The sequence below is a fragment of the Anaerobacillus arseniciselenatis genome (assembly GCF_001865995.1).
GTDB lineage: Bacteria > Bacillota > Bacilli > Bacillales > Anaerobacillaceae > Anaerobacillus > Anaerobacillus arseniciselenatis.
The window spans coordinates 31,031-53,977 of record NZ_MLQQ01000001.1 but is presented as its reverse complement, the minus strand read 5'-3'; the positions used below and the strand labels follow the sequence as shown (position 1 = coordinate 53,977).

38 protein-coding genes are annotated in these 22,947 nt (G+C 39.3%); all 38 read right to left on the bottom strand.

Annotated elements, in window-relative coordinates; genetic code table 11:
• The 38 genes from BKP35_RS00340 to BKP35_RS00155 all read right to left on the bottom strand — a co-directional run bounded on the left by BKP35_RS00340 (position 1) and on the right by BKP35_RS00155 (position 22,912).
• Positions 1–867: an energy-coupling factor ABC transporter ATP-binding protein gene (locus BKP35_RS00340; protein ID WP_071311404.1), complete on the bottom strand. Its 867-nt coding sequence runs from the start codon at positions 865–867 to the stop codon at positions 1–3.
• The gene (locus BKP35_RS00335; RefSeq protein ID WP_071312190.1) at positions 843–1,688 is read right to left on the bottom strand and encodes an energy-coupling factor ABC transporter ATP-binding protein; all 846 of its coding nucleotides are present in this window, start codon (positions 1,686–1,688) and stop codon (positions 843–845) included. Before BKP35_RS00335 ends, BKP35_RS00340 begins: the two co-directional genes overlap by 25 nt.
• A 376-nt stretch (positions 1,689–2,064) precedes the next feature.
• Positions 2,065–2,427, bottom strand: a complete 363-nt coding sequence (gene rplQ / locus BKP35_RS00330) for a 50S ribosomal protein L17 (protein WP_071311403.1) — start codon at positions 2,425–2,427, stop codon at positions 2,065–2,067.
• A 132-nt stretch (positions 2,428–2,559) separates the two neighbouring features.
• On the bottom strand, positions 2,560–3,504 hold the full coding sequence (locus BKP35_RS00325; protein WP_071311402.1) for a DNA-directed RNA polymerase subunit alpha: 945 nt from the start codon (positions 3,502–3,504) through the stop codon (positions 2,560–2,562).
• Between the two features lie 198 nt (positions 3,505–3,702).
• Positions 3,703–4,095, bottom strand: a complete 393-nt coding sequence (gene rpsK / locus BKP35_RS00320; protein ID WP_071311401.1) for a 30S ribosomal protein S11 — start codon at positions 4,093–4,095, stop codon at positions 3,703–3,705.
• Positions 4,096–4,113: 18 nt separating this feature from the next.
• Positions 4,114–4,479 carry a 30S ribosomal protein S13 gene (rpsM, locus tag BKP35_RS00315; RefSeq protein ID WP_071311400.1) on the bottom strand — a complete coding sequence of 122 codons (366 nt, stop codon included), beginning with the start codon at positions 4,477–4,479 and terminating at the stop codon, positions 4,114–4,116.
• Between the two features lie 22 nt (positions 4,480–4,501).
• Positions 4,502–4,615, bottom strand: coding sequence for a 50S ribosomal protein L36 (gene rpmJ / locus BKP35_RS00310; protein ID WP_003322638.1), 114 nt, complete (start codon positions 4,613–4,615; stop codon positions 4,502–4,504).
• A gap of 198 nt (positions 4,616–4,813) precedes the next feature.
• Positions 4,814–5,032, bottom strand: coding sequence for a translation initiation factor IF-1 (infA, locus tag BKP35_RS00305; RefSeq protein WP_010896341.1), 219 nt, complete (start codon positions 5,030–5,032; stop codon positions 4,814–4,816).
• A gap of 4 nt (positions 5,033–5,036) precedes the next feature.
• Positions 5,037–5,342, bottom strand: coding sequence for a KOW domain-containing RNA-binding protein (locus BKP35_RS00300; protein WP_071311399.1), 306 nt, complete (start codon positions 5,340–5,342; stop codon positions 5,037–5,039).
• Positions 5,343–5,358: 16 nt separating this feature from the next.
• Positions 5,359–6,105 carry a type I methionyl aminopeptidase gene (gene map, locus BKP35_RS00295; RefSeq protein WP_071311398.1) on the bottom strand — a complete coding sequence of 249 codons (747 nt, stop codon included), beginning with the start codon at positions 6,103–6,105 and terminating at the stop codon, positions 5,359–5,361.
• Positions 6,102–6,755 (bottom strand): adenylate kinase, encoded by a 654-nt coding sequence (locus tag BKP35_RS00290; RefSeq protein WP_071311397.1) that lies wholly within the window; start codon positions 6,753–6,755, stop codon positions 6,102–6,104. The genes map and BKP35_RS00290 overlap by 4 nt, the downstream gene beginning before the upstream one ends.
• A 71-nt stretch (positions 6,756–6,826) precedes the next feature.
• Positions 6,827–8,119 (bottom strand): preprotein translocase subunit SecY, encoded by a 1,293-nt coding sequence (secY, locus tag BKP35_RS00285; protein WP_071311396.1) that lies wholly within the window; start codon positions 8,117–8,119, stop codon positions 6,827–6,829.
• Complete coding sequence (gene rplO, locus BKP35_RS00280; RefSeq protein WP_071311395.1) at positions 8,119–8,559, bottom strand: 50S ribosomal protein L15; 441 nt, start codon at positions 8,557–8,559, stop codon at positions 8,119–8,121. The genes secY and rplO overlap by 1 nt, the downstream gene beginning before the upstream one ends.
• 26 nt (positions 8,560–8,585) lie before the next feature.
• Positions 8,586–8,774, bottom strand: coding sequence for a 50S ribosomal protein L30 (gene rpmD, locus BKP35_RS00275; protein ID WP_071311394.1), 189 nt, complete (start codon positions 8,772–8,774; stop codon positions 8,586–8,588).
• A gap of 13 nt (positions 8,775–8,787) precedes the next feature.
• Positions 8,788–9,288 carry a 30S ribosomal protein S5 gene (rpsE, locus tag BKP35_RS00270; RefSeq protein WP_139192780.1) on the bottom strand — a complete coding sequence of 167 codons (501 nt, stop codon included), beginning with the start codon at positions 9,286–9,288 and terminating at the stop codon, positions 8,788–8,790.
• A gap of 17 nt (positions 9,289–9,305) precedes the next feature.
• Positions 9,306–9,668 (bottom strand): 50S ribosomal protein L18, encoded by a 363-nt coding sequence (gene rplR, locus BKP35_RS00265; protein WP_071311392.1) that lies wholly within the window; start codon positions 9,666–9,668, stop codon positions 9,306–9,308.
• 31 nt (positions 9,669–9,699) lie between these two features.
• Positions 9,700–10,236, bottom strand: coding sequence for a 50S ribosomal protein L6 (gene rplF / locus BKP35_RS00260; RefSeq protein ID WP_071311391.1), 537 nt, complete (start codon positions 10,234–10,236; stop codon positions 9,700–9,702).
• A 30-nt stretch (positions 10,237–10,266) separates the two neighbouring features.
• Positions 10,267–10,665 carry a 30S ribosomal protein S8 gene (gene rpsH / locus BKP35_RS00255; RefSeq protein ID WP_071311390.1) on the bottom strand — a complete coding sequence of 133 codons (399 nt, stop codon included), beginning with the start codon at positions 10,663–10,665 and terminating at the stop codon, positions 10,267–10,269.
• 29 nt (positions 10,666–10,694) lie between these two features.
• Positions 10,695–10,880, bottom strand: coding sequence for a 30S ribosomal protein S14 (rpsN, locus tag BKP35_RS00250; protein ID WP_011064535.1), 186 nt, complete (start codon positions 10,878–10,880; stop codon positions 10,695–10,697).
• Positions 10,881–10,911: 31 nt separating this feature from the next.
• Positions 10,912–11,451 (bottom strand): 50S ribosomal protein L5, encoded by a 540-nt coding sequence (gene rplE / locus BKP35_RS00245; RefSeq protein WP_071311389.1) that lies wholly within the window; start codon positions 11,449–11,451, stop codon positions 10,912–10,914.
• A gap of 25 nt (positions 11,452–11,476) precedes the next feature.
• Positions 11,477–11,788 (bottom strand): 50S ribosomal protein L24, encoded by a 312-nt coding sequence (rplX, locus tag BKP35_RS00240; RefSeq protein WP_071312189.1) that lies wholly within the window; start codon positions 11,786–11,788, stop codon positions 11,477–11,479.
• 95 nt (positions 11,789–11,883) lie between these two features.
• Positions 11,884–12,252, bottom strand: coding sequence for a 50S ribosomal protein L14 (gene rplN, locus BKP35_RS00235; RefSeq protein ID WP_071311388.1), 369 nt, complete (start codon positions 12,250–12,252; stop codon positions 11,884–11,886).
• Positions 12,253–12,295: 43 nt separating this feature from the next.
• Positions 12,296–12,559, bottom strand: coding sequence for a 30S ribosomal protein S17 (gene rpsQ, locus BKP35_RS00230; RefSeq protein WP_071311387.1), 264 nt, complete (start codon positions 12,557–12,559; stop codon positions 12,296–12,298).
• A gap of 20 nt (positions 12,560–12,579) precedes the next feature.
• Positions 12,580–12,783 (bottom strand): 50S ribosomal protein L29, encoded by a 204-nt coding sequence (rpmC, locus tag BKP35_RS00225; protein ID WP_071307874.1) that lies wholly within the window; start codon positions 12,781–12,783, stop codon positions 12,580–12,582.
• Positions 12,773–13,207: a 50S ribosomal protein L16 gene (gene rplP, locus BKP35_RS00220; protein WP_071311386.1), complete on the bottom strand. Its 435-nt coding sequence runs from the start codon at positions 13,205–13,207 to the stop codon at positions 12,773–12,775. Before rplP ends, rpmC begins: the two co-directional genes overlap by 11 nt.
• Positions 13,208–13,209: 2 nt before the next feature.
• Entirely contained in the window at positions 13,210–13,869 is a 660-nt protein-coding gene (gene rpsC, locus BKP35_RS00215; RefSeq protein ID WP_071311385.1) for a 30S ribosomal protein S3, read from the bottom strand.
• Between the two features lie 3 nt (positions 13,870–13,872).
• The gene (gene rplV, locus BKP35_RS00210; RefSeq protein ID WP_071311384.1) at positions 13,873–14,214 is read right to left on the bottom strand and encodes a 50S ribosomal protein L22; all 342 of its coding nucleotides are present in this window, start codon (positions 14,212–14,214) and stop codon (positions 13,873–13,875) included.
• Positions 14,215–14,234: 20 nt separating this feature from the next.
• Entirely contained in the window at positions 14,235–14,513 is a 279-nt protein-coding gene (rpsS, locus tag BKP35_RS00205) for a 30S ribosomal protein S19 (protein WP_071311383.1), read from the bottom strand.
• A gap of 57 nt (positions 14,514–14,570) precedes the next feature.
• Positions 14,571–15,401 carry a 50S ribosomal protein L2 gene (rplB, locus tag BKP35_RS00200; RefSeq protein ID WP_071311382.1) on the bottom strand — a complete coding sequence of 277 codons (831 nt, stop codon included), beginning with the start codon at positions 15,399–15,401 and terminating at the stop codon, positions 14,571–14,573.
• Between the two features lie 26 nt (positions 15,402–15,427).
• The gene (gene rplW, locus BKP35_RS00195) at positions 15,428–15,718 is read right to left on the bottom strand and encodes a 50S ribosomal protein L23 (protein ID WP_071311381.1); all 291 of its coding nucleotides are present in this window, start codon (positions 15,716–15,718) and stop codon (positions 15,428–15,430) included.
• Positions 15,718–16,341: a 50S ribosomal protein L4 gene (gene rplD, locus BKP35_RS00190; RefSeq protein WP_071311380.1), complete on the bottom strand. Its 624-nt coding sequence runs from the start codon at positions 16,339–16,341 to the stop codon at positions 15,718–15,720. The genes rplW and rplD overlap by 1 nt, the downstream gene beginning before the upstream one ends.
• Positions 16,342–16,368: 27 nt before the next feature.
• Positions 16,369–16,998, bottom strand: coding sequence for a 50S ribosomal protein L3 (gene rplC / locus BKP35_RS00185; RefSeq protein WP_071311379.1), 630 nt, complete (start codon positions 16,996–16,998; stop codon positions 16,369–16,371).
• A 68-nt stretch (positions 16,999–17,066) separates the two neighbouring features.
• Complete coding sequence (gene rpsJ, locus BKP35_RS00180) at positions 17,067–17,375, bottom strand: 30S ribosomal protein S10 (RefSeq protein WP_071311378.1); 309 nt, start codon at positions 17,373–17,375, stop codon at positions 17,067–17,069.
• A 708-nt stretch (positions 17,376–18,083) separates the two neighbouring features.
• Entirely contained in the window at positions 18,084–19,274 is a 1,191-nt protein-coding gene (gene tuf, locus BKP35_RS00175; protein ID WP_071311377.1) for an elongation factor Tu, read from the bottom strand.
• 121 nt (positions 19,275–19,395) lie between these two features.
• Positions 19,396–21,474, bottom strand: coding sequence for an elongation factor G (fusA, locus tag BKP35_RS00170; protein WP_071311376.1), 2,079 nt, complete (start codon positions 21,472–21,474; stop codon positions 19,396–19,398).
• 137 nt (positions 21,475–21,611) lie between these two features.
• Positions 21,612–22,082: a 30S ribosomal protein S7 gene (gene rpsG / locus BKP35_RS00165; RefSeq protein WP_071311375.1), complete on the bottom strand. Its 471-nt coding sequence runs from the start codon at positions 22,080–22,082 to the stop codon at positions 21,612–21,614.
• A gap of 50 nt (positions 22,083–22,132) precedes the next feature.
• Positions 22,133–22,555 carry a 30S ribosomal protein S12 gene (gene rpsL, locus BKP35_RS00160; RefSeq protein WP_071311374.1) on the bottom strand — a complete coding sequence of 141 codons (423 nt, stop codon included), beginning with the start codon at positions 22,553–22,555 and terminating at the stop codon, positions 22,133–22,135.
• A 108-nt stretch (positions 22,556–22,663) separates the two neighbouring features.
• Positions 22,664–22,912, bottom strand: a complete 249-nt coding sequence (locus tag BKP35_RS00155) for a 50S ribosomal protein L7ae-like protein (protein ID WP_071311373.1) — start codon at positions 22,910–22,912, stop codon at positions 22,664–22,666.
• Between the last annotated feature and the right edge of the window lie 35 nt (positions 22,913–22,947).

The window sequence follows — 22,947 nt, the reverse complement described above, 5'->3', positions numbered from 1 at the left end:
TTATATAGTCTCCTTCTTTAATAACATCGTAATTGTATCTACTAAGGCTTCTTTCGTAAAAATATTTTTAGGTAACTCCGTCTTGAAGCTTTCCTCAATCATCATTGCTAATTGTAGCGTTTCTGGAACATTAAGACCTATTTTTTTAAGTTGCTCCGGAAACTTAAATATTTCTTCTGGAGGTCCTTGCATAACGAGAGACCCCTTGTCCATCACCACGACTAAATCTGCATATGCCGCCGCAAATTCCATAGAATGTGTGACTAAGACCGTCGTTAAACTTTCTAATTTATGTAAAGAAGTGAATAACTCCATCATCTGACGCCGCCCAATCGGATCTAGCCCTGCTGTAGGCTCGTCCAATACGAGAACCTTGGGGTGATTTACTAAAACTCCAGCAATTGCGACACGTCGTTTTTGCCCCCCACTAAGGTCAAACGGTGACTTCTGTAGTAGCTCCTGATCGAGTTTTACTAACGGTAGTATGTCACGTACTTTCCTAAAAGCTTCCTCTTTCGTACACCCAAAGTTTAGTGGTCCAAATGCAATATCCTTTTCTACTGTTTCATCAAAAAGTTGGTGTTCTGGGTATTGAAAGACCATACCGACTAATTGACGCAATTTATTAAGTTGTTTATTTTTTTTATTAGCCTCAATGAAGAAATCACCTATTTGAATAGAACCTTTTGTTGGCTTTAATAGTCCATTTAAATGTTGAGCCATTGTTGACTTCCCTGAGCCTGTGTGACCTATAATGGCAACAAACTGTCCTGACTTAATATGTAGATTAATATTATTTAATGCTTGATGTTCAAATGGAGTATTAGGCATATAAACATGCTCTAAGTTTTTAATCTTAATTTCCATAACTCATTCACCAAATCTTCCTTTGTTAAGCATGCATTCGATAATTGATAACCTTTACTTTTTAATTGCTTTTGGACTTCAAGAGAAAAAGGTAATTCTAACCCTGCCCCTATGATCTCTTCGGTCTGTTGAAATATATATCGCGGTGTACCATGAATTTTGATATTTCCTCTATTCATAACGAAAACTATATCAGAGTTTACCGCTTCTTCTAAATCATGGGTGATATTAATTACAGTTATCCCGTCTTCTTTTTTGAGCATTCTAACTGTTTCTAATACTTCTTGCCTTCCTATTGGATCTAGCATTGATGTAGCCTCATCTAGAATAATGATCGATGGGCGCATTGCAAGTATTCCAGCAATTGCTATCCGCTGTTTTTGACCTCCAGACAAACGGTGTGGTTCGTATTCGGTATACCTCTCCATATTTACACGTTTAAGTGCCCATTCAATTCTTGCTACCATTTCTTTAGGTGGAATACCGATGTTTTCGAGACCGAAAGCAACATCATCTCTTACGGTTGTTGCAACCATCTGGTTATCAGGATTTTGGAACACCATGCCAACTCTTTTTCGAACTTCCCATATATTTTCTTCGTTAACCGTATCTAAACCTTCAACCAAAACAACATTTGATTCATTAGGAATAAGAAGCGCATTTAAGAATTTTGCTAAGGTCGATTTACCAGACCCATTATGACCAACAATCGATACCCATTCGCCTTCATGTATAGTCAAATCAACATTACTTAAAACCTCGTCACCGTCTTCGTCATATTTAAAAGATAAACCGTTAATTTGAATTAACTCTTTCTTCATCGAGTCACCTTCTTGTTTAATGTAGAATTTACAATTTAAAATTAAAAAACCGTCACCATCTAAGATGAAAAAGGTAGACACTTTCCCTCACTTCGCTTTGACCTTCTAGCAAATCTCAGAGGCTCGTTCACGAAAGTGTCCACCTTTTTTAATACAAAACGCCGAAGCGATACTACCAAATAATTTTAAATTATGCATTGTATCTTCTCTTTCGAGGGGTTGCTCTCAATAATTCTACATTTTAAATTGTAAATTGTACATTGTCTTCGGAGCATTACTTAATAACTCAACACTCTTCACTCAAAATTCAAAACTAAATAAAAAAGGACGAGACTAAAGAATTTATCTTTGTCTTGCCCTTTAATAGATGTAGTTATTAAACTAGCTCGATGATAACCATTGGTGCACCGTCTCCACGACGTGGTCCAAGTTTTAAAATACGAGTGTATCCACCTTGTCTTTCTTCATAACGTGGTGCAATGTCAGCAAATAGCTTTTGAATTGCATCTTGACCTGATTCTTGATCAGCTACTTCACGACGAACAAATGAAGCCACTTGACGTCTAGCATGAAGATCGCCACGCTTACCTAGTGTAATCATTTTTTCAACGATTGAACGAAGCTCCTTCGCTTTCGCTTCTGTCGTTTCGATTCTTTCGTTAATGATTAAGTCAGTTGCTAAATCACGAAACAATGCCTTTCTAGCAGAGCTATCACGGCCTAATTTTGCGTATGCCATTAGAGATTCCCTCCTTTTTTATTTGAAGTAAGAAGAGATATCGTGCTGTTGTAACTCTTCTGTTCAAGTTATATATATTTTATTAGACAATTCTCAAGCATTTATGAGTATCTATCTATTAGTGAGTAGTGACTACTCTTCCATTCGAAGACCGAGTCCTAGTTCTCCAAGCTTTTCTTGTACTTCTTCTAAAGATTTACGTCCAAGGTTACGAACTTTCATCATATCTTCTTCGGTTTTGTGTGTTAATTCTTGTACAGTATTAATACCTGCACGCTTTAGGCAGTTGTATGAACGAACAGACAAATCTAGTTCTTCTATCGTCATCTCAAGGACTTTTTCTTTCTGATCCTCTTCTTTTTCCACCATTATTTCAGCATTTTGTGCTTGGTCAGTTAAACCTACAAAGATATTTAAATGCTCTGTTAAAATCTTTGCGCCAATAGATACAGCTTCTTCCGGACGAATACTTCCATCAGTCCATACGTCAAGGGTTAGTTTATCATAGTTGGTCACTTGACCTACACGAGTATTTTCCACTTGATAGTTCACTCTAGATACAGGTGTGTAAATAGAATCAATTGGAATTACTCCAATAGGCATGTCTTCTTTCTTATTCCCATCAGCTGGAGCATATCCACGACCACGACTAGCAGTTAAACGCATATGGAAATGAGCACCCTTTGAAAGAGTTGCAATATGCAAATCTGGGTTTAGAATATCAACATCACTATCATGAGTAATATCTGCTGCTGTAACTACGCCTTCACCTTGAACATCTATCTCTAATGTTTTTTCTTCATCAGAGTAAATTTTAAGAGAAAGCTGCTTTAAATTTAGAATGATTGAAGTTACATCTTCTACGACACCTTCAATGGTGGAGAACTCATGGAGTACTCCATCAACTTGGACTGCTGTTACAGCTGCACCTGGTAATGATGATAATAAAATACGACGTAAAGAATTCCCTAAAGTCGTACCATATCCACGTTCAAGTGGCTCAACAACAAATTTGCCATATTTAGCATCGTCACTGATTTCAACCGTTTCTATCTTTGGTTTTTCAATTTCTATCATTAAACAAACCCTCCTTCAAAACGTCGAAACTCCGGCTGACTCCTCGTGTCCAACCGGAATTCCCCATTAGGTAGTTCTGAGCCGTTCATACCTAATTGAGTCAACTACTGTAAGAACCGTACTATAATTAGTTTGAAAATAACTCTTACACATTATTGACAATTCAAGGAAATCTATACAATATTTCGATTTCTTTTTTTATACGCGACGACGTTTTGGTGGACGGCAGCCATTATGTGGAACTGGAGTAACGTCACGAATCATGCTTACTTCAAGTCCAACTGCTTGTAATGAACGGATAGCTGCTTCACGGCCAGCGCCTGGTCCTTTTACAGAAACCTCAATTGACTTCATACCGTGTTCCATTGCTGCTTTCCCAGCAGTTTCTGCTGCCATTTGTGCAGCAAATGGTGTTGATTTACGAGACCCTTTAAATCCTAAACCACCAGAACTTGCCCAAGAAATTGCGTTTCCTTGTGTGTCTGTGATTGTCACGATTGTATTGTTAAAAGTTGAACGGATGTGTGCTACACCAGTTTCAATATTTTTACGGGCGCGACGTTTAGGACGAGTAGTTTTGCCTTTAGCCATTCTATGCTACCTCCTTTACTATTTCTTTTTGTTTGCTACAGTACGACGAGGTCCTTTTCGTGTACGAGCGTTATTTTTCGAATTTTGACCACGAACAGGTAAACCACGACGATGACGAATACCACGATATGATCCAATTTCAATTAAACGTTTAATGTTTAAAGAAATTTCACGGCGAAGGTCACCTTCTACTTTGAAACCATCGACGATCTCACGGATTTTACCTAATTCTTCTTCTGTTAGATCACGAACACGAGTATCTTCTGAAACGCCTGCTTCTGCAAGAATTTTTGAAGCTGTTGTTCTACCGATCCCGAATACGTATGTTAAAGACACAACCACGCGCTTATCACGAGGAATGTCTACACCAGCTATACGTGCCATTTAAACCTGCACCTCCTTATTGTTAACCTTGTTTTTGTTTATGCTTAGGGTTTTCGCAAATAACCATTACCGTACCTTTACGACGGATAACTTTGCACTTTTCACAAATCGGTTTGACTGATGGTCTTACCTTCATGTTTTTTACCTCCCTATTACTACGGAGTGCCTTCACGTTTTTAATATGACGTTCAAAAGTTCCGGGAACGATAGTCTGCGAATTTCTTTGTCAACTCGCTGCTCCGTTACTCACGTATGGTTTTATACGTTCCGTTACTCGCAGCTTCGTTTCCGTGAAATTCTTGCCTCTCGTTGTCCTCATTTTTGAACACTTATTTTATTTATATCGATACGTGATACGCCCACGTGTTAAGTCATACGGTGACAATTCAACAGTTACTTTGTCTCCTGGTAATATACGAATGAAATGCATACGAATTTTACCTGAAACATGAGCTAGTATTTTATGTCCATTTTCAAGTTCTACTCGGAACATGGCATTGGGTAGCGGCTCTATAACCGTACCTTCTACCTCGATTACATCTTCTTTGGCCATGAATTTACTCTCCTTCCATCAGTAAATTATTTTCGTTTATAAACGTGGAAATTGCATAACGCAACTTCGCATTGGTTACACGTCCAGTTTGTTCAATACTATTTTTAACCTCGGGGGATACAAACTCATAAAGTTGTAGGTGGCTGACGTTTTTCTTCTTTGAACGATCCACTTTTCTTTTATCACCATCGGCAATATATACAAAACGGGAACCTTCAATTCCAATGATACATGCAACACCACCAGCATCTCTACCTTTTAATATCCGTACCATTTGACCGACTTGCGGTACCGAAAGGGGATCCATCATAATTAGTCACCATCACCTAGGCTTTCGTTAAAATTTCATACCCTGTGTCCACAATTGCAATAGTATGTTCAAAGTGAGCACACATTTTTCCATCAGTAGTTACAACCGTCCAATTATCAGGAAGAGTACGTACGTATCTTTTTCCTGCATTAATCATTGGTTCAATTGCCAATACCATTCCAGGTTTTAACCTTGGCCCTTTACCAGGTGGTCCAAAGTGTGGAATTTGAGGATCTTCATGTAAGTTTTGACCAACCCCGTGGCCAACATACTCACGAACAACGGAGAAGCCGTTTGACTCAACATATGTTTGGATCGCATTAGATATATTCGACAACCTTTCACCAGGTTTTGCTTCTGCTAAACCTCTGTATAAAGATTCTTCAGTAACATCCATTAGCTTTTGGTTTTCTTCCGAAATATCACCAACTGCATACGTCCATGCCGAATCTCCATGATAACCATTATATTGAGCTCCAATGTCAATACTAATGATATCACCGTCTTTTAAAACTCGTTCTCCTGGAATTCCATGCACCAATTCTTCATTTACTGATGCGCAAATACTTCCGGTAAATCCATTATAGCCTTTAAAAGATGGAATCGCATCATGCTGTCTAATAAACTTTTCAGCAATTGAGTCTAATTCCTTCGTAGTAATACCTGGCTTTATAAATTTCGTTAATTCTTGATGGGTTAGTGCAACGATCTTACCGGCAACACGCATAATGTCTAATTCTCGAGGCGTCTTACATATAATCATGCATTAATCCCTTTCAGTAATTGATCTATATCTTCAAACACTTTACCAATATCTTGGTTACCATTAACTCGTTTTAAATATCCTTTTTCAGAATAGAAATCAAATAATGGTTGTGCTTGTTTTAAATTAACTTCTAAACGATTAGCAACTGTTTCTGGCTTATCGTCGTCACGCTGAATTAATTGACTACCGTCCTTATCACAAATACCTTCCACTTTTGGTGGATTAAACTTCATGTGATAAGAAGCTCCAGATGTAGGAGAAACCCAACGTCCAGTTAAACGTTCAAAAAGCTCATCTTTCGGTACTTCAATATAAAGTACAGCGTCAAGTTGGCGCCCCATTGAAGATAACATTTCTTCTAGTGCTTCTGCTTGTGCAACAGTTCTTGGAAATCCATCAAGTAAAAAGCCTTTTTTACAATCTTCTTCACTTAATCTTTCTCGAACGATACCGATCGTTACCTCATCAGGAACAAGATTTCCAGCATCCATAAATGCTTTTGCTTTTAATCCTAAGTCGGTACCACCTTTAATCGCTGCACGAAACATGTCTCCAGTAGAAATGTGCGGAACGTGATAATTATCAACAATTTTTTCAGCTTGAGTACCTTTACCAGTACCCGGAAGACCCATTAAAATAAGGTTCATTCAAATCCCCTCCATCGTCCTTTTATTTACAACTTGGGCATATGGGAAGGTATTGCTCCCCAATGCCTACATTACTTAATAAATCCTTTATAGTGTCGTTTAATTAATTGACTTTCAATTTGTTTCATCGTATCTAATGCTACACCAACAACAATTAACAATCCAGTACCGCCAATTTGAACTGCCGGTGGTAAGTTCGTTAGTGCTGTAAAGAACACTGGGATGATCGAAATTGTCGCTAAGAAGATAGCACCAACAAATGTTAAACGATACAAAATTCTAGTTAAGTAAACTTGAGTTGTTTTACCGGGACGAATGCCAGGGACATAGCCACCTTGCTTTTTGAGGTTTTCTGCCATCTGCTCTGGATTAACTTGGATGAACGTATAAAAATACGTAAACCCGATGATTAAGCCCGCATAGACAAGCATCCCAAACGGTTGAGTATAATCAAAGTTTGCTGTGATCCAACTAGCTACTGCACTATCATCACCGATAAATCCAGCCACAGTTGGTGGAAATATAAACAATGATAAAGCGAAGATAACTGGTATAACCCCAGCAGCGTTAACTTTTAATGGTAAGTGTGTAGAACCGCCACCTTGTGGCTTTCCTGCAACTAAACGTTTTGCATATTGTACTGGTATTTTTCTCAATGCTTGTTGCACAAAGATCACACCAACAACAATCGCCAACATTACGAGAATTAATAATACGACCGTTACAATCGCTAGGAATAATTGCTCGCCAGCTGTTTCAATTTGAGTTGCGTACACTTGGTTTACTGCATTAGGGATACCTGCTGCAATCCCTGCAAAAATGAGTATTGAAATGCCGTTCCCTACGCCCTTTGCAGTGATTTGTTCACCTAGCCACATTAAAAAGGCTGTTCCTGCAGTTAACACTAATGCAATAAAAATATATTTTGCGACACTCGGATTTGGAATCAAGCCTGGAATGAGTCGGTTAAATCCGATAGACATTCCTATCGCTTGCACAAAGCCTAGTAGAATTGTTCCATAACGGGTAAACTGAGCTAATTTACGTCTTCCCGCTTCTCCTTGTTTTGCCCATTCTGCAAACTTTGGTACGACATCCATTTGTAAAAGTTGCACAATGATGGATGCAGTAATGTATGGCATAATCCCCATAGCGAAAATCGAGAAATTCTCAAGGGCGCCACCACCAAACGTATTTAAGAAACCGAAAGCGTTCATTTGATCCTGAAATTGTAATACTTCTGCATTAGCTCCAGGGACAGGTATAAATGTTCCGATCCTAAATACTATGAGCATTAGCAGGGTGAAAAAGACTTTTCGTCGCAAATCACCCACACGCAAAATATTGGAGATCGTTTGAAACATTAAATCACCTCAGTTTTTCCGCCAGCAGCTTCAATCGCTTCTACTGCAGAAGCAGAGAATTTGTTAGCCTTCACAGTAAGCTTTCTTTCAAGCTTACCATTACCGAGGATCTTAATTCCGTCCTTTGCATTACTTACAGTACCTGTTTCAATAAGTAACTCTGGAGTTACTTCAGTACCATCTTCGAAACGATTTAACTGATCAAGGTTAAGAATCGCAAACTCTTTACGAGTTGGGTTCGTAAAACCACGTTTAGGTAAACGACGGTATAATGGGTTTTGACCACCCTCAAAACCTGGACGAGTCCCACCACCAGAACGAGAGTTTTGACCTTTATGTCCGCGTCCAGCAGTTTTTCCGTTACCAGAAGCAATACCACGTCCTACACGATTACGTGTTTTCCTTGAGCCTTCAGCAGGCTTCAGTTCGTGAAGTTTCATGTGAGCACCTCCTCAATCTATAAAAATTAAGCTTCAATTTCTTTAACAGTTACTAAATGAGATACTTTATTAATCATACCGCGAGTAGCAGCATTGTCATTTTGTACAACTGTTTGATGCATTTTACGTAAACCTAAAGTGTTAACAGTAACACGTTGATCCTCAGGGCGACCAATTAAGCTTCTAGTGAGGGTAATTTCTAATTTCTTAGCCATTTAAGTTCCCTCCTTATCCTAATAGTTCTTCTACGGATTTTCCGCGTAATTTTGCAACATCTTCAGCTCTTTTTAAGTTTTTAAGTCCAGTAACAGTTGCACGAACCATATTAATAGGGTTGTTTGAACCTAAAGACTTAGATAAGATGTCACCAACACCAGCAAGTTCTAGTACTGCACGAACTGGACCACCAGCGATTACTCCAGTACCTTCACTAGCAGGTTTTAATAATACGTTACCAGCACCGAAGTGACCGATGATTTGGTGTGGAATTGTAGTACCTACGATCGGCACTGCAACTAAATTTTTCTTTGCATCTTCAATTCCTTTACGAATTGCTTCTGGCACTTCTTGAGCTTTACCCATTCCAAAGCCAACGTGACCATTTTTATCTCCAACTACAACCAATGCAGCAAAGCGGAAACGACGTCCACCTTTAACAACTTTCGCTACACGGTTGACCGCTACTACTTTTTCTTCTAGTTCCAAAGTATTTGGGTCAATGCGCATTATTTTCCCTCCTTTGTTCTTTAGAATTGCAATCCAGCTTCTCTGGCTGCGTCTGCTAATTCTTTAACACGCCCATGGTATAAGTATCCTCCACGGTCAAATACAACTGTTTCAAAACCTTTTTCTTTAGCACGTTTTGCAACTAACTCGCCAACTTTTTGTGCTGCTTCAATATTTCCGCCGTTTTCAAGATTAAGTTCTTTATCTAAGCTATTAGCACTAGCTACAGTTACACCTGCAACATCATCAATTAATTGTGCATAGATATGCTTAGAAGAACGGAATACATTTAAACGAGGACGTTCAGCAGTTCCAGTGATTGAGCGGCGAACATGTGCATGTCTCTTTTTACGTGCCAGATTTTTACTTGGCTTCGTAATCATTGAACGTCAGTCCTTTCCGTTATCTTATCTATTACTTACCAGTTTTTCCTTCTTTACGACGAACATACTCACCTTCATAACGAATACCTTTTCCTTTGTATGGTTCAGGTAAACGTACAGAACGGATATTTGATGCTAGTGCACCAACACGTTCTTTGTCGATCCCTTTAACGATAACCTTAGTGTTAGCAGGAACTTCTACTTCAAGGCCCGCTTCAGGTTCGATTTCTACTGGGTGAGAATATCCTACATTAAGAACTAGTTTAGTACCTTGCTTTGATGCACGATACCCAACCCCGATAAGTTCTAATGCTCTTTCATAACCTTTCGTTACACCTTCAACCATGTTGTTGATGATACTACGAGTAGTACCGTGTAGCGAACGGTGTTCTTTATTATCAGAAGGACGCTCAACTGTAAGAGTATTTTCTTCTACTTTTACAACCATGTCAGGGTGAATTTCACGAGCAAGCTCACCTTTAGGTCCTTTTACAGTAATATTATTTTCAGCTAATGTAATAGTTACACCAGATGGGATTTCAATTGGTTTATTACCAATACGAGACATTCATTACACCTCCGTTTCTTATCAATCTTCTTACCAAACGTATGCTAGGATTTCTCCGCCTACTTGTTGTTGACGTGCTTCTTTATCAGTAAGAATTCCGTTAGAAGTAGATACGAGAGCAATTCCTAAACCACCAAGAACACGAGGTACTTCAGTAGCTTTTGCATATACACGTAAGCCTGGCTTACTGATACGCTTTAAACCTGTGATTACACGCTCATTGTTCGCACCGTACTTTAAGAAAATGCGGATAATACCTTGCTTGTTATCTTCAATAAACTCAACATCGCGAACGAATCCTTCACGCTTAAGGATTTCAGCGACTTCTTTTTTCAAGTTTGATGCAGGTAGCTCAAGCTTTTCGTGACGAACAGTGTTCGCATTACGAATTCTAGTAAGCATGTCTGCAATAGGATCTGTCATGACCATCTATTTTACCTCCTTCCCGTACTTGGAAATTACCAGCTTGCTTTTTTAACGCCAGGGATTTGACCTTTATATGCTAATTCACGGAAACAAATCCGACATAATTTGAATTTACGAATGACTGAGTGAGGACGACCACAACGTTCGCAACGAGTATACTCTTGCACTTTGAACTTTTGAGGGCGCTTCTGCTTTGCAATCATAGACTTTTTCGCCAAAGTTTTCACTCCTTCTTCTAATATTTATCGATTATTTTTGAAATGGCATACCCATTTGAGTTAGTAACTCACGAGCTTCTTCATCAGAATTTGCTGTTGTAACAACAACGATATCCATTCCGCGTACTTTATCAACTTTATCGTAATCGATTTCTGGGAAGATTAATTGTTCTTTAACACCTAAAGTGTAGTTTCCACGACCGTCAAATGCTTTTTTAGAAATTCCACGGAAGTCACGTACACGCGGTAAAGATACTGCGATTAATTTATCTAAGAACTGATACATACGCTCGCCACGAAGTGTTACCTTCGCACCAATCGGCATACCTTCACGAAGCTTAAAGCCAGCGATCGACTTTTTAGCTTTTGTGATAAGTGGTTTTTGACCAGTAATTTGAGTTAGTTCTTCTACTGCTTTATCTAAAGCTTTCGCGTTAGAAACGGCATCACCAACACCCATATTTACAACGATTTTTTCGATCTTTGGTACAGCCATAACAGAGCTGTAGTTAAATTTCTCTACAAGAGAAGGGACGATCTCGTTTTGGTACTTTTCTTTTAAACGATTCATGTGATTGACCTCCTTTCAGACCTGACTACTTATCTAATGCTTCGCCAGATTTTTTTGCAATACGTACTTTTTTACCGTTCTCTACTTTATATCCTACACGTGTAGGTTCACCTGTTTTTGGATCGATAGGCATAACGTTAGATGAAGCAATTGGCGCTTCTTGGTTTAAGATGCCACCTTGTGGGTTCGCTTGTGATGGTTTCGCATGCTTTTTCACCATGTTTACTCCCTCAACAAGTACACGACCTTTACTTGGGAATGCTTCTAAAATAACGCCTTGTTTACCTTTATCTTTTCCAGAGATCACTTTTACAGTGTCACCTTTTTTAACATGCATTTTAGGTGTTGACATAATCGCACCTCCTTAAAAGGCAATAAATTTCTATATAAAATCCGTCCTTAAATTTTCAAAATAAGCGTCGAATTTCTTTATTAAAGAACTTCTGGAGCTAGTGAAACGATCTTCATGAATTGTCTTTCACGTAATTCACGAGCAACAGGTCCGAAGATACGAGTTCCACGTGGACTCTTATCGTCCTTAATAATTACTGCTGCATTTTCATCAAATTTGATATATGAACCGTCATTACGACGCGCACCACTCTTTGAACGAACAATTACAGCTCTAACAACGTCACCTTTCTTGACAACGCCTCCTGGTGTTGCTTGTTTCACCGAGCAAACAATTACATCACCGATATTAGCTGTTTTGCGGCCTGAACCACCTAATACTTTAATACATAGCACTTCACGTGCTCCTGAGTTATCAGCTACTTTTAAACGAGATTCTTGTTGAATCATGCGATCTTACCTCCCTTCGGAAACAATACCAGATCTATCTTTATTAGATAATAACTGCTTCTTCTACGATTTCTACTAAACGGAAACGCTTATCTTTCGATAACGGACGAGTTTCCATGATTTTTACGATATCGTTGATTTTTGCAGCGTTGTTTTCATCATGTGCTTTAAACTTTTTAGAGTACTTAACACGTTTGCCGTACAACTTATCAGTTTTGTAAGTTTCTACTACTACCGTAATTGTTTTATCCATTTTATCAGATACAACTTTACCAGTATATTCCTTACGTCGATTACGCTCAGTCATTGTGGAAACCTCCTTTCAATTTATTCGTTAGTTATTCCTAGCTCTCTCTCACGCAATACTGTTTTTGCACGAGCTATTGCTTTACGAACTTCACGAATGCGGGCTGGATTGTCTAACTGTCCAGTCGCTAATTGAAAGCGTAGGTTGAATAACTCTTCTTTAAGTGACTTTGCTTTCTGTTCGATCTCGGCAGTGGTTAAGTTACGAATCTCATTAGCTTTCATTTGCGTCACCACCCACTTCTTCGCGTTTTACAAATTTACATTTTACAGGTAATTTATGAGAAGCTAAACGTAACGCTTCACGAGCTACTTCTTCAGAAACCCCAGCAATTTCAAACATAACTTTTCCAGGTTTAACAACTGCTACCCATCCTTCAGGAGCACCTTTACCGGAACCCATTCGCACCTCAAGAGGTTTTGCAGTGTAAGGCTTTGATGGGAAAATTTTAATCCAAACTTTACCGCCACGTTTCATGTAACGAGTCATCGCAATACGAGCAGATTCGATTTGACGGTTTGTGATCCATGAAGCTTCTGTAGCTTGAAGACCAAACTCACCAAAATGTACTGTAGTTCCACCTTTTGCACGTCCGCGCATTTTTCCTCGATGTTCACGACGGTATTTAACACGTTTAGGCAATAACATAATTATTTTCCTCCTTCCTCTTTTTTCGTTCCTTTCGTTGGAAGGACTTCACCACGATAAATCCAGATTTTAATTCCTAGTTTACCATAAGTAGTGTCAGCTTCTGCTGTTCCGTAATCAATATCAGCACGTAAAGTGTGAAGTGGAACAGTTCCTTCGTTATAATGTTCAGAACGAGCGATATCCGCGCCACCTAAGCGACCAGATACTTCAGTTTTAATTCCTTTAGCTCCAGCGCGCATAGTGCGTTGGATTGCTTGTTTCATTGCACGACGGAATGAAATACGATTTTCTAATTGACGAGCGATATTTTCTGCTACTAATTTAGCGTCCATATCTGCTTGTTTGATTTCAAAAATATTAATATGAACTCGCTTGTTTGTTAGTTGGTTTAATGCTTTACGTAAAGCTTCAACTTCCGAACCACCTTTACCAATAACCATTCCAGGCTTGGCAGTATGAACAGTTACGTTCACGCGGTTAGCAGCGCGTTCGATTTCAATTTTAGATACAGATGCATCTTTAAGGCGCTTCTCAATATATTCACGGATTTTGATATCTTCGTGTAATAGATCAGCATAGTCCTTTTCAGCGTACCATTTTGACTCCCAGTCACGGATTACTCCGACACGAAGTCCGATAGGATTTACTTTTTGACCCACGCTTTATCCCTCCTTCTTTTCTGAAACAACGATAGTAATATGACTAGTGCGTTTGTTTATTCTACTTGCACGTCCCATAGCACGAGGACGAAATCTTTTTAATGTTACTCCCTCATCAACAAATGCTTCACTGATAACTAAGTTATTAACGTCCATTTCATAGTTATGTTCTGCATTTGCAATTGCAGAGTTCAACAGCTTTTCAACGACTGGAGAAGCTGTTTTTGGTGTGTGGCGAAGGATCGCTATCGCTTCACCGACTTGCTTGCCCCGAATTAAGTCTACAACTAGACGTACTTTACGAGGAGCAATACGCACTTGTTTAGCAACTGCTTTTGCTTGCATATAGAGTACCTCCTCTCCTATTAGCGTCTTGTTTTTTTGTCATCTGCAGCATGGCCTTTATAAGTTCTAGACGGTGCAAATTCACCTAACTTATGACCAACCATATCTTCAGAGATGTATACCGGTACATGTTTACGACCATCATATACAGCGATTGTGTGTCCGATAAATTCTGGGAAGATTGTTGAGCGACGTGACCAAGATTTAATCACTTTCTTGTCACCTGTTTCGTTTGCTACAACAACTTTTTTCATCAAGTGATCATCGACAAAAGGTCCCTTTTTTAAGCTACGACCCATGAGTGTACCTCCCTTCGTGATTGACCTACGGCTCCATTGAACCGTAGCGCAACCCCGTTATTTTTTACGACGACGTACGATGTACTTGTCGGAATGTTTGTTTTTCTTACGAGTTTTGTATCCAAGAGTTGGTTTACCCCATGGAGACATTGGTGATTTACGTCCGATTGGCGAACGGCCTTCACCACCACCGTGTGGGTGATCGTTAGGGTTCATTACAGATCCACGAACTGTAGGTCTTTTACCTAACCAACGAGAACGTCCAGCTTTACCAATGTTCACAAGTTCATGTTCAAGGTTACCAACTTGACCAATTGTAGCACGGCAAGTAGATAGGATCATACGAGTTTCGCCTGAATTTAGACGAACTAATACGTATTGACCTTCTTTACCTAATAATTGAGCTTCAGTTCCTGCAGAACGAACTAATTGTCCTCCACGACCAGGTTTTAACTCAATATTATGAATAACAGTACCAACTGGAATGTTAATAAGCGGTAATGTGTTACCAACTTTAATATCAGCATCAGGTCCACTCATTAATTCCATACCAACTTTAAGTCCTTTTGGTGCTAGAATGTAACGCTTTTCTCCATCAGCATAGTTAATTAATGCAATGTTAGCAGTACGGTTTGGATCGTATTCGATCGTAGCAACGCGTCCTGGAATTCCATCTTTGTTACGCTTGAAATCAATTACACGGTATTGACGCTTGTGTCCACCACCTTGGTGACGAACTGTCAATTTACCTTGGTTATTACGTCCGCCTTTTTTATGATTCGGCGCTAGTAATGATTTTTCCGGCTTATCAGTTGTGATCTCTTGGAAGTCTAATACAGACATACCACGACGACCAGCTGAGGTCGGTTTATACTTTTTAATCGGCATTGTTATTTCCCTCCTTCACTTAAAACTTAAACACCTTCAAAAAATTCTAATTCGTTGCTTTCAGCAGTTAACGTAACGATAGCTTTTTTGCGACGAGGCGTATATCCAGAGTGACGTCCAAATCTTTTGAACTTACCCTTGTAATTCATCGTATTTACGTTAGCAACTTTTACTCCAAAGATTTCTTCAACAGCATCTTTAATTTGAGTTTTGTTTGCACGAACATCTACTTCGAAAGTATATTTCTTCTCAGACATTAAGTCAGTAGAACGTTCTGTAATCACGGGGCGCTTAATGATGTCACGAGCGTTTTCCATTACGCTAGCACCTCCTCTACCTTTTGAACGGCTTCTTTAGTAATTACTAATTTATCATGCTTTAATACATCAAGAACGTTAATTCCATCTGCAGTAACGAATGTTACTCCAGGGATGTTACGAGCTGATAATGCAACATTATCATTGTAATCAGCAGTAACTACTAACGCTTTATGTTCAGCTGATAAACCGTTTAAAATTGACACCATTTCCTTTGTTTTAGGAGTATCTAAATTTAACCCTTCAAGTACTACAATTTCTTCAGCTTGCACTTTCGATGCTAAGGCTGATTTGATTGCTAAACGACGTACTTTCTTTGGTAATTTGTAGCTGTAGCTACGAGGTGTTGGTCCGAATACTACACCACCACCAACCCACTGAGGTGATCTAATAGAACCTTGTCTCGCACGTCCTGTTCCTTTTTGACGCCATGGTTTACGTCCACCACCACGTACTTCAGAACGTCCTTTTACATCATGTGTACCTTGACGTAAAGAAGCTTGCTGCATTACAACAGCATCATGTAATACACTATTGTTTGGCTCAATACCGAAAACAGTATCTGCTAACTCGATATCGCCAACTTGCGTTCCGTTTTGGTTATATAATGCAACTTTTGGCATGAGGTATCCTCCTTTCCCTTCTGTTGATTAGTTCGCTTTAACAGCGCTCTTAATAGTAACGTAACTCTTTCTAGCACCCGGTACATTACCTTTGACTAAAAGCAAGTTGCGCTCTGTATCAACTTTTACAATTTCAAGATTTTGTACAGTGATTTGCTCTCCACCCATACGTCCAGGTAATAATTTACCTTTGAAAACACGGTTTGGAGCAACTGGTCCCATTGAACCAGGACGACGGTGATAACGTGATCCGTGAGACATAGGTCCACGAGATTGGTTATGACGCTTAATAGCACCTTGGAAACCTTTCCCTTTAGATGTACCTGTTACGTCTACTACGTCACCTTCGCTGAATGTATCTACTTTGACTTCTTGACCAACTTCGTAAGCAGCTAAGTCATTGCCACGAATTTCCTTCATGAAGCGCTTAGGAGCAGCTTCAGCCTTTGATGCATGGCCTTTCGCCGGTTTTGTTACACGAGAAGATTTCACATCATCAAACCCTAATTGAATTGCTTCATAGCCATCCGAGTCAACAGTTTTCTTTTGAAGTACTACGTTAGCAGCCGCTTCAATAACTGTTACAGGTACTACATCACCTTTTTCTGTGAAAACTTGAGTCATACCTAATTTTTTCCCTAAGATTCCTTTGGTCATGAGTCACACCTCCTGATAAAATAAATTTATTTGTTTTGCCATTATTTTTTGCTTGGTCTTCTTAGTTACTAAAGTTTGATTTCAATATCTACGCCTGACGGTAAGTCTAAACGCATTAGGGCATCCACAGTTTGTGGAGTTGGGTTCACAATATCAATAAGACGCTTATGTGTGCGCATTTCAAACTGCTCACGAGAGTCTTTATACTTATGAACCGCTCTTAAAATCGTGTAGATTGACTTCTCTGTAGGAAGTGGGATCGGTCCAGAAACTTGAGCACCTGAACGTTTAGCTGTATCTACGATTTTTTCAGCAGATTGATCTAGAATTCTGTGATCATAAGCTTTTAAACGAATGCGAATTTTTTGCTTTGCCATTTGATAACCTCCTTTATCGTCCATTTTATAAACAGACATACTCCGTGAAAATTTCCTCACCTTCACCATGGCAACGGGCTCGGGTGTGTCAGCAACCTTCCACATCATCGCTGTCAACGACCAACGTTTTCTATTATATACATTCATATAAAAGAAATCAAGTATTTTTTCACTTGCCGGTCGCACTTTTACTATTATATAGACTTCTTTCTCCTATTGCAAGTGTTGACCATTAATTTATTCATTTATACTGTATATAATTTTTTCCAACTTTAGTGTTGAGTTTTGAATGTTGAGTTTTGAGTTGCTGTGGGTATCGCGTTGAAGACCCTATTAAGACATTTTGATAATTAATTAAGTAGGATTTTAATAATCTATTTCTACACCTAGCGCTCTAAAATTAGTTTTATTTGTAGAAATACTTCGGAATACAAACATTCGACTAGAAGAGACTTAACTAATCACGAAAGAATGCTTCGGAGCATTAACTCACAACTAACTCAACACTCTTCACTCTTCACTCGTAACTCATAACTCATAACTCAAAACCTACATCTTATATAGAAGAAACTTAAATTATTACCTCAGAACACTTCGCAGCATTAACCCTCAACCAACTCATAACTCTTCACTCATAACTCAAAACTACAAACAAAAAGGCAGCACCGAATTGATCGGTACTACCTTTATAAAAAGTAATTTTAAAAATTACTCAGTGATTGAAGCTACAACTCCAGCGCCTACTGTACGGCCACCTTCGCGGATTGAGAACTTAGTTCCATCTTCGATAGCGATTGGAGCGATAAGTTCTACAGTCATTTCAATGTTATCTCCTGGCATTACCATCTCAACGCCTTCTGGAAGTTGGATAATTCCAGTTACGTCAGTTGTACGGAAGTAGAACTGTGGACGGTAGTTAGAGAAGAATGGAGTGTGACGTCCACCTTCTTCTTTAGAAAGAACATAAACTTCTGATTTGAATTTAGTGTGCGCTTTAACTGTTCCTGGCTTAGCAAGAACTTGTCCACGTTGGATGTCCTCACGAGATACACCACGAAGTAATGCACCAATGTTGTCTCCAGCTTCAGCGTAGTCAAGAAGCTTACGGAACATTTCAACTCCAGTTACTGTTGTTGATTTAACTTCTTCTTCTAAACCAAGAATTTCAACAACGTCACCAACTTTAACTACTCCACGCTCAACACGTCCAGTAGCAACTGTACCACGACCAGTGATTGAGAATACGTCCTCAACTGGCATCATGAATGGCTTGTCAGTGTCACGTTCTGGAGTTGGGATATAAGAGTCAACCGCATCCATTAATTCAAAGATTTTAGCTTCCCAGTCAGCGTCTCCTTCAAGAGCTTTAAGAGCAGAACCTTTGATTACTGGTACATCGTCACCAGGGAAGTCGTACTCAGAAAGAAGGTCACGTACTTCCATTTCTACTAACTCAAGTAACTCTTCATCGTCTACCATGTCACACTTGTTCATGAATACAACAAGGTATGGTACACCTACTTGACGAGAAAGTAAGATGTGCTCACGAGTTTGTGGCATTGGGCCGTCAGCAGCAGATACTACTAAGATCCCGCCGTCCATTTGAGCAGCACCAGTGATCATGTTTTTTACGTAGTCAGCATGTCCTGGGCAGTCTACGTGTGCGTAGTGACGAGAATCAGTTTCATACTCAACGTGTGCAGTAGAAATTGTGATTCCACGCTCGCGCTCTTCTGGAGCACCATCAATTTGGTCATAAGCCATTGCACTACCTTTACCAGACCTCTTATGAAGAACTGTAGAGATAGCAGCAGTTAGTGTAGTTTTACCATGGTCAACGTGTCCGATTGTACCAATGTTAGCATGCGTTTTCGAACGATCGAATTTTTCTTTAGCCATTTGGAAATTCCTCCTTAAAATAAATGAAAAATAGTTTTATATTTGTAGGAAAAGCGAATTTTAAAAATCGCCTTTCTTAGATTACAACAAAATTAAATCAGATACAATAATCTTTAGAAAATTATTGTCCTGTTTGCTTTTTAATAATTTCTTCAGAAATACTCTTTGGTACTTCTTCATAGTGATCGAAGTGCATAGAGTAAGTTCCACGTCCTTGTGTACGAGAACGTAATGATGTAGCGTAACCAAACATTTCAGATAGTGGAACCATCGCACGAACTACTTGTGCATTTCCGCGAGCTTCCATTCCTTCAACACGGCCACGACGACTTGTTACATCACCCATGATATCTCCCATGTACTCTTCAGGAACAACAACTTCTACTTTCATCATTGGTTCAAGAATTGCTGGGTCACAATGCGCTTTAGCATTTTTAAGTGCCATTGAACCAGCGATCTTAAACGCCATTTCATTTGAGTCAACGTCATGGTATGAACCATCAAAGATTCTAGCTTTAAGGTCTAATAACGGGTAACCTGCAAGCATACCATTTTGCATTGATTCTTCGATACCAGCTTGTACAGCAGGAATGTATTCACGAGGAACTACCCCACCAACAATTTTGTTTTCGAATACGAAACCAGCGCCTTCTTCAAGAGGTTCGAATTCAATCCAAACGTGTCCATATTGTCCACGTCCACCAGATTGACGTACAAACTTCCCTTCAACTTTTGCTGATTTACGAATTGTTTCACGATAAGCAACCTGTGGCGCACCTACGTTTGCTTCCACTTTAAACTCACGTTTCATACGATCAACAAGGATATCTAAGTGAAGTTCACCCATACCAGCGATGATTGTTTGACCAGTCTCTTCATCCGTATGCGTTCTGAAAGTTGGATCTTCCTCAGCTAATTTCGCTAAAGCCATACCCATCTTATCTTGGTCAGCTTTAGATTTCGGTTCAACCGATAAAGAAATTACAGGTTCAGGGAATTCCATAGACTCTAAGATAACTTGGTTTTTCTCATCACATAGAGAGTCACCAGTTGTCGTATCTTTAAGTCCAACACCAGCTGCAATATCACCTGCATAAACAGTAGAGATTTCTTCACGCGAGTTAGCGTGCATTTGAAGAATACGTCCCATTCTTTCACGCTTACCTTTTGTAGAGTTAATAACGTAAGAACCAGAGTTAACTGTACCCGAATAAACACGGAAGAACGTCAACTTACCAACATAAGGGTCAGTCATAACTTTAAATGCAAGCGCAGAAAAAGGCTCTTCATCACTAGAATGTCTAAGTACTTCTTCACCTGTATCAGGTAATGTACCTTTAATTGACTCAACATCTGTTGGAGCAGGTAAGTAATCTAGAACAGCGTCTAATAATAACTGAACACCTTTATTTTTGAAAGCTGACCCACAAACTACTGGGTAGAATTCAACGTTAGTCGTACCTTTGCGGATTGCCGCTTTAAGCTCGTCCGTCGTGATTTCTTCGCCTTCTAAATATTTCATCATTAGATCTTCATCTAATTCAGCCGCACCTTCAATTAATTTTGTACGCCATTCTTCAGCTAATTCCTTATGAGTATCTGGAATTTCTTTAGCTTCAGTACGAGTACCTAAATCATCTTCGTAGTAGTACGCTACATTTTCTACTAAATCGATGATACCTTCAAACTCATCTTCTGCACCAATTGGTAACTGGATTGGATGCGCATTTGCAGCCAAACGGTCACCTAAAGTACCTACAGAATATAAGAAATCAGCACCGATTTTATCCATTTTGTTAATGAAAACTACACGAGGAACACCATATGTAGTTGCTTGACGCCAAACTGTTTCAGTTTGTGGCTCAACACCTGATTGTGCATCAAGTACTGCAACTGCACCATCAAGTACACGTAAAGAACGTTCAACTTCAACAGTGAAGTCTACGTGTCCTGGTGTATCGATAATGTTGATACGGTAACCTTTCCACTGAGCAGTTGTAGCAGCAGAAGTGATTGTAATTCCACGCTCTTGCTCTTGTTCCATCCAATCCATTTGTGAAGCTCCTTCATGAGTTTCACCAATTTTATGGATACGGCCTGTATAGAAAAGAATACGTTCAGTACAAGTTGTTTTACCAGCATCAATGTGAGCCATGATACCGATATTACGAGTCTTTTCTAAGGAGAACTCTCTTGCCATAGGTTCTTTCTCCTTCCTATTCTTGAAAGTTATTTTTGTAAATATAGCAGAGTGAGCCCGGCGATAGACGTTCAGTTGAATATCTAAACGCCCGGCCGACCTCTTTCACTATATTAATATTATAAGTTCTTATGATCTTACCAACGGTAATGAGCGAATGCTTTATTTGCTTCAGCCATCTTATGCGTGTCTTCACGCTTCTTCACAGCCGATCCAGTGTTGTTTGCAGCATCCATGATTTCGTTAGCTAAACGCTCTTCCATCGTTTTTTCTCCACGAAGACGAGCATAGTTAACTAACCAACGAAGTCCTAAAGTCGTACGACGCTCAGGTTTAACTTCGATCGGCACTTGATAGTTAGCACCACCTACACGACGAGCTTTAACTTCAAGTACTGGCATGATGTTCTTAATTGCTTGTTCAAAAACTTCCATTGGATCATTTCCAGTACGTTCTTGAACTAGATCAAAAGCTTTATATAAAATCGTTTGTGCTACCCCTCTCTTCCCATCAACCATAATACGGTTAATTAGACGAGTTACCAACTTTGAATTATAAAGTGGATCAGGTAATACATCACGACGAGTTACAGGTCCTTTACGAGGCATTATTTCCCCTCCTTTCAATCATTAAACCTTTTTCTGGTTTTTTAAGTTTATTATTTTTTTGCTTCTTTAGGTCTCTTAGTACCATACTTAGAGCGACCTTGCATACGATTTTGTACTCCAGCTGTATCTAACGCACCGCGAACGATGTGGTAGCGTACCCCCGGTAAGTCTTTTACACGACCACCACGGATTAGAACAACACTATGCTCTTGCAAGTTGTGCCCTATACCTGGGATGTATGCCGTAACCTCAATGCCGTTTGTTAAACGTACACGAGCATACTTACGTAATGCTGAGTTTGGCTTCTTAGGTGTCATTGTACCAACACGAGTACATACACCACGTTTTTGAGGTGAAGACTGGTTAGTTTGAACCTTTTTAAAGCTGTTATAACCTTTATTTAACGCAGGAGAGTCAGACTTTTTCACTTTGTCTGTACGTCCTTTACGAATTAATTGGTTAATTGTAGGCATTTGAATTCCTCCTTTCTTGTAACATTTTAAAGACCACTGAGCCAGGTGGTTCATAATTTTCCAAAAGTAACGTTTTTGCCAAAGGGATTACCTTTAGCAAAAACGTATTTACTTTACTATCGCTACAGTGGCTGCTGAAACATCAATTCCACAAGCTTTTCCAAGCTTTTTCATTGATTGAACCTTTATTGTAGGGACGTCTTTTTTCTCCGCCAGAGCTGCTACTTTATAAATCACTTTATAATCAGCATCACTTGCAATATAGAGTTCTTCTACGACCCCATCTTCTAAAGCCTTCAATGTCTGTTTCGTGCCAATAACTTTCTTGTTAGCCTGTGCTACTTTTTCATAAGACATGTTTCAATCCTCCAAAGTATCAGGTATCTTTGACG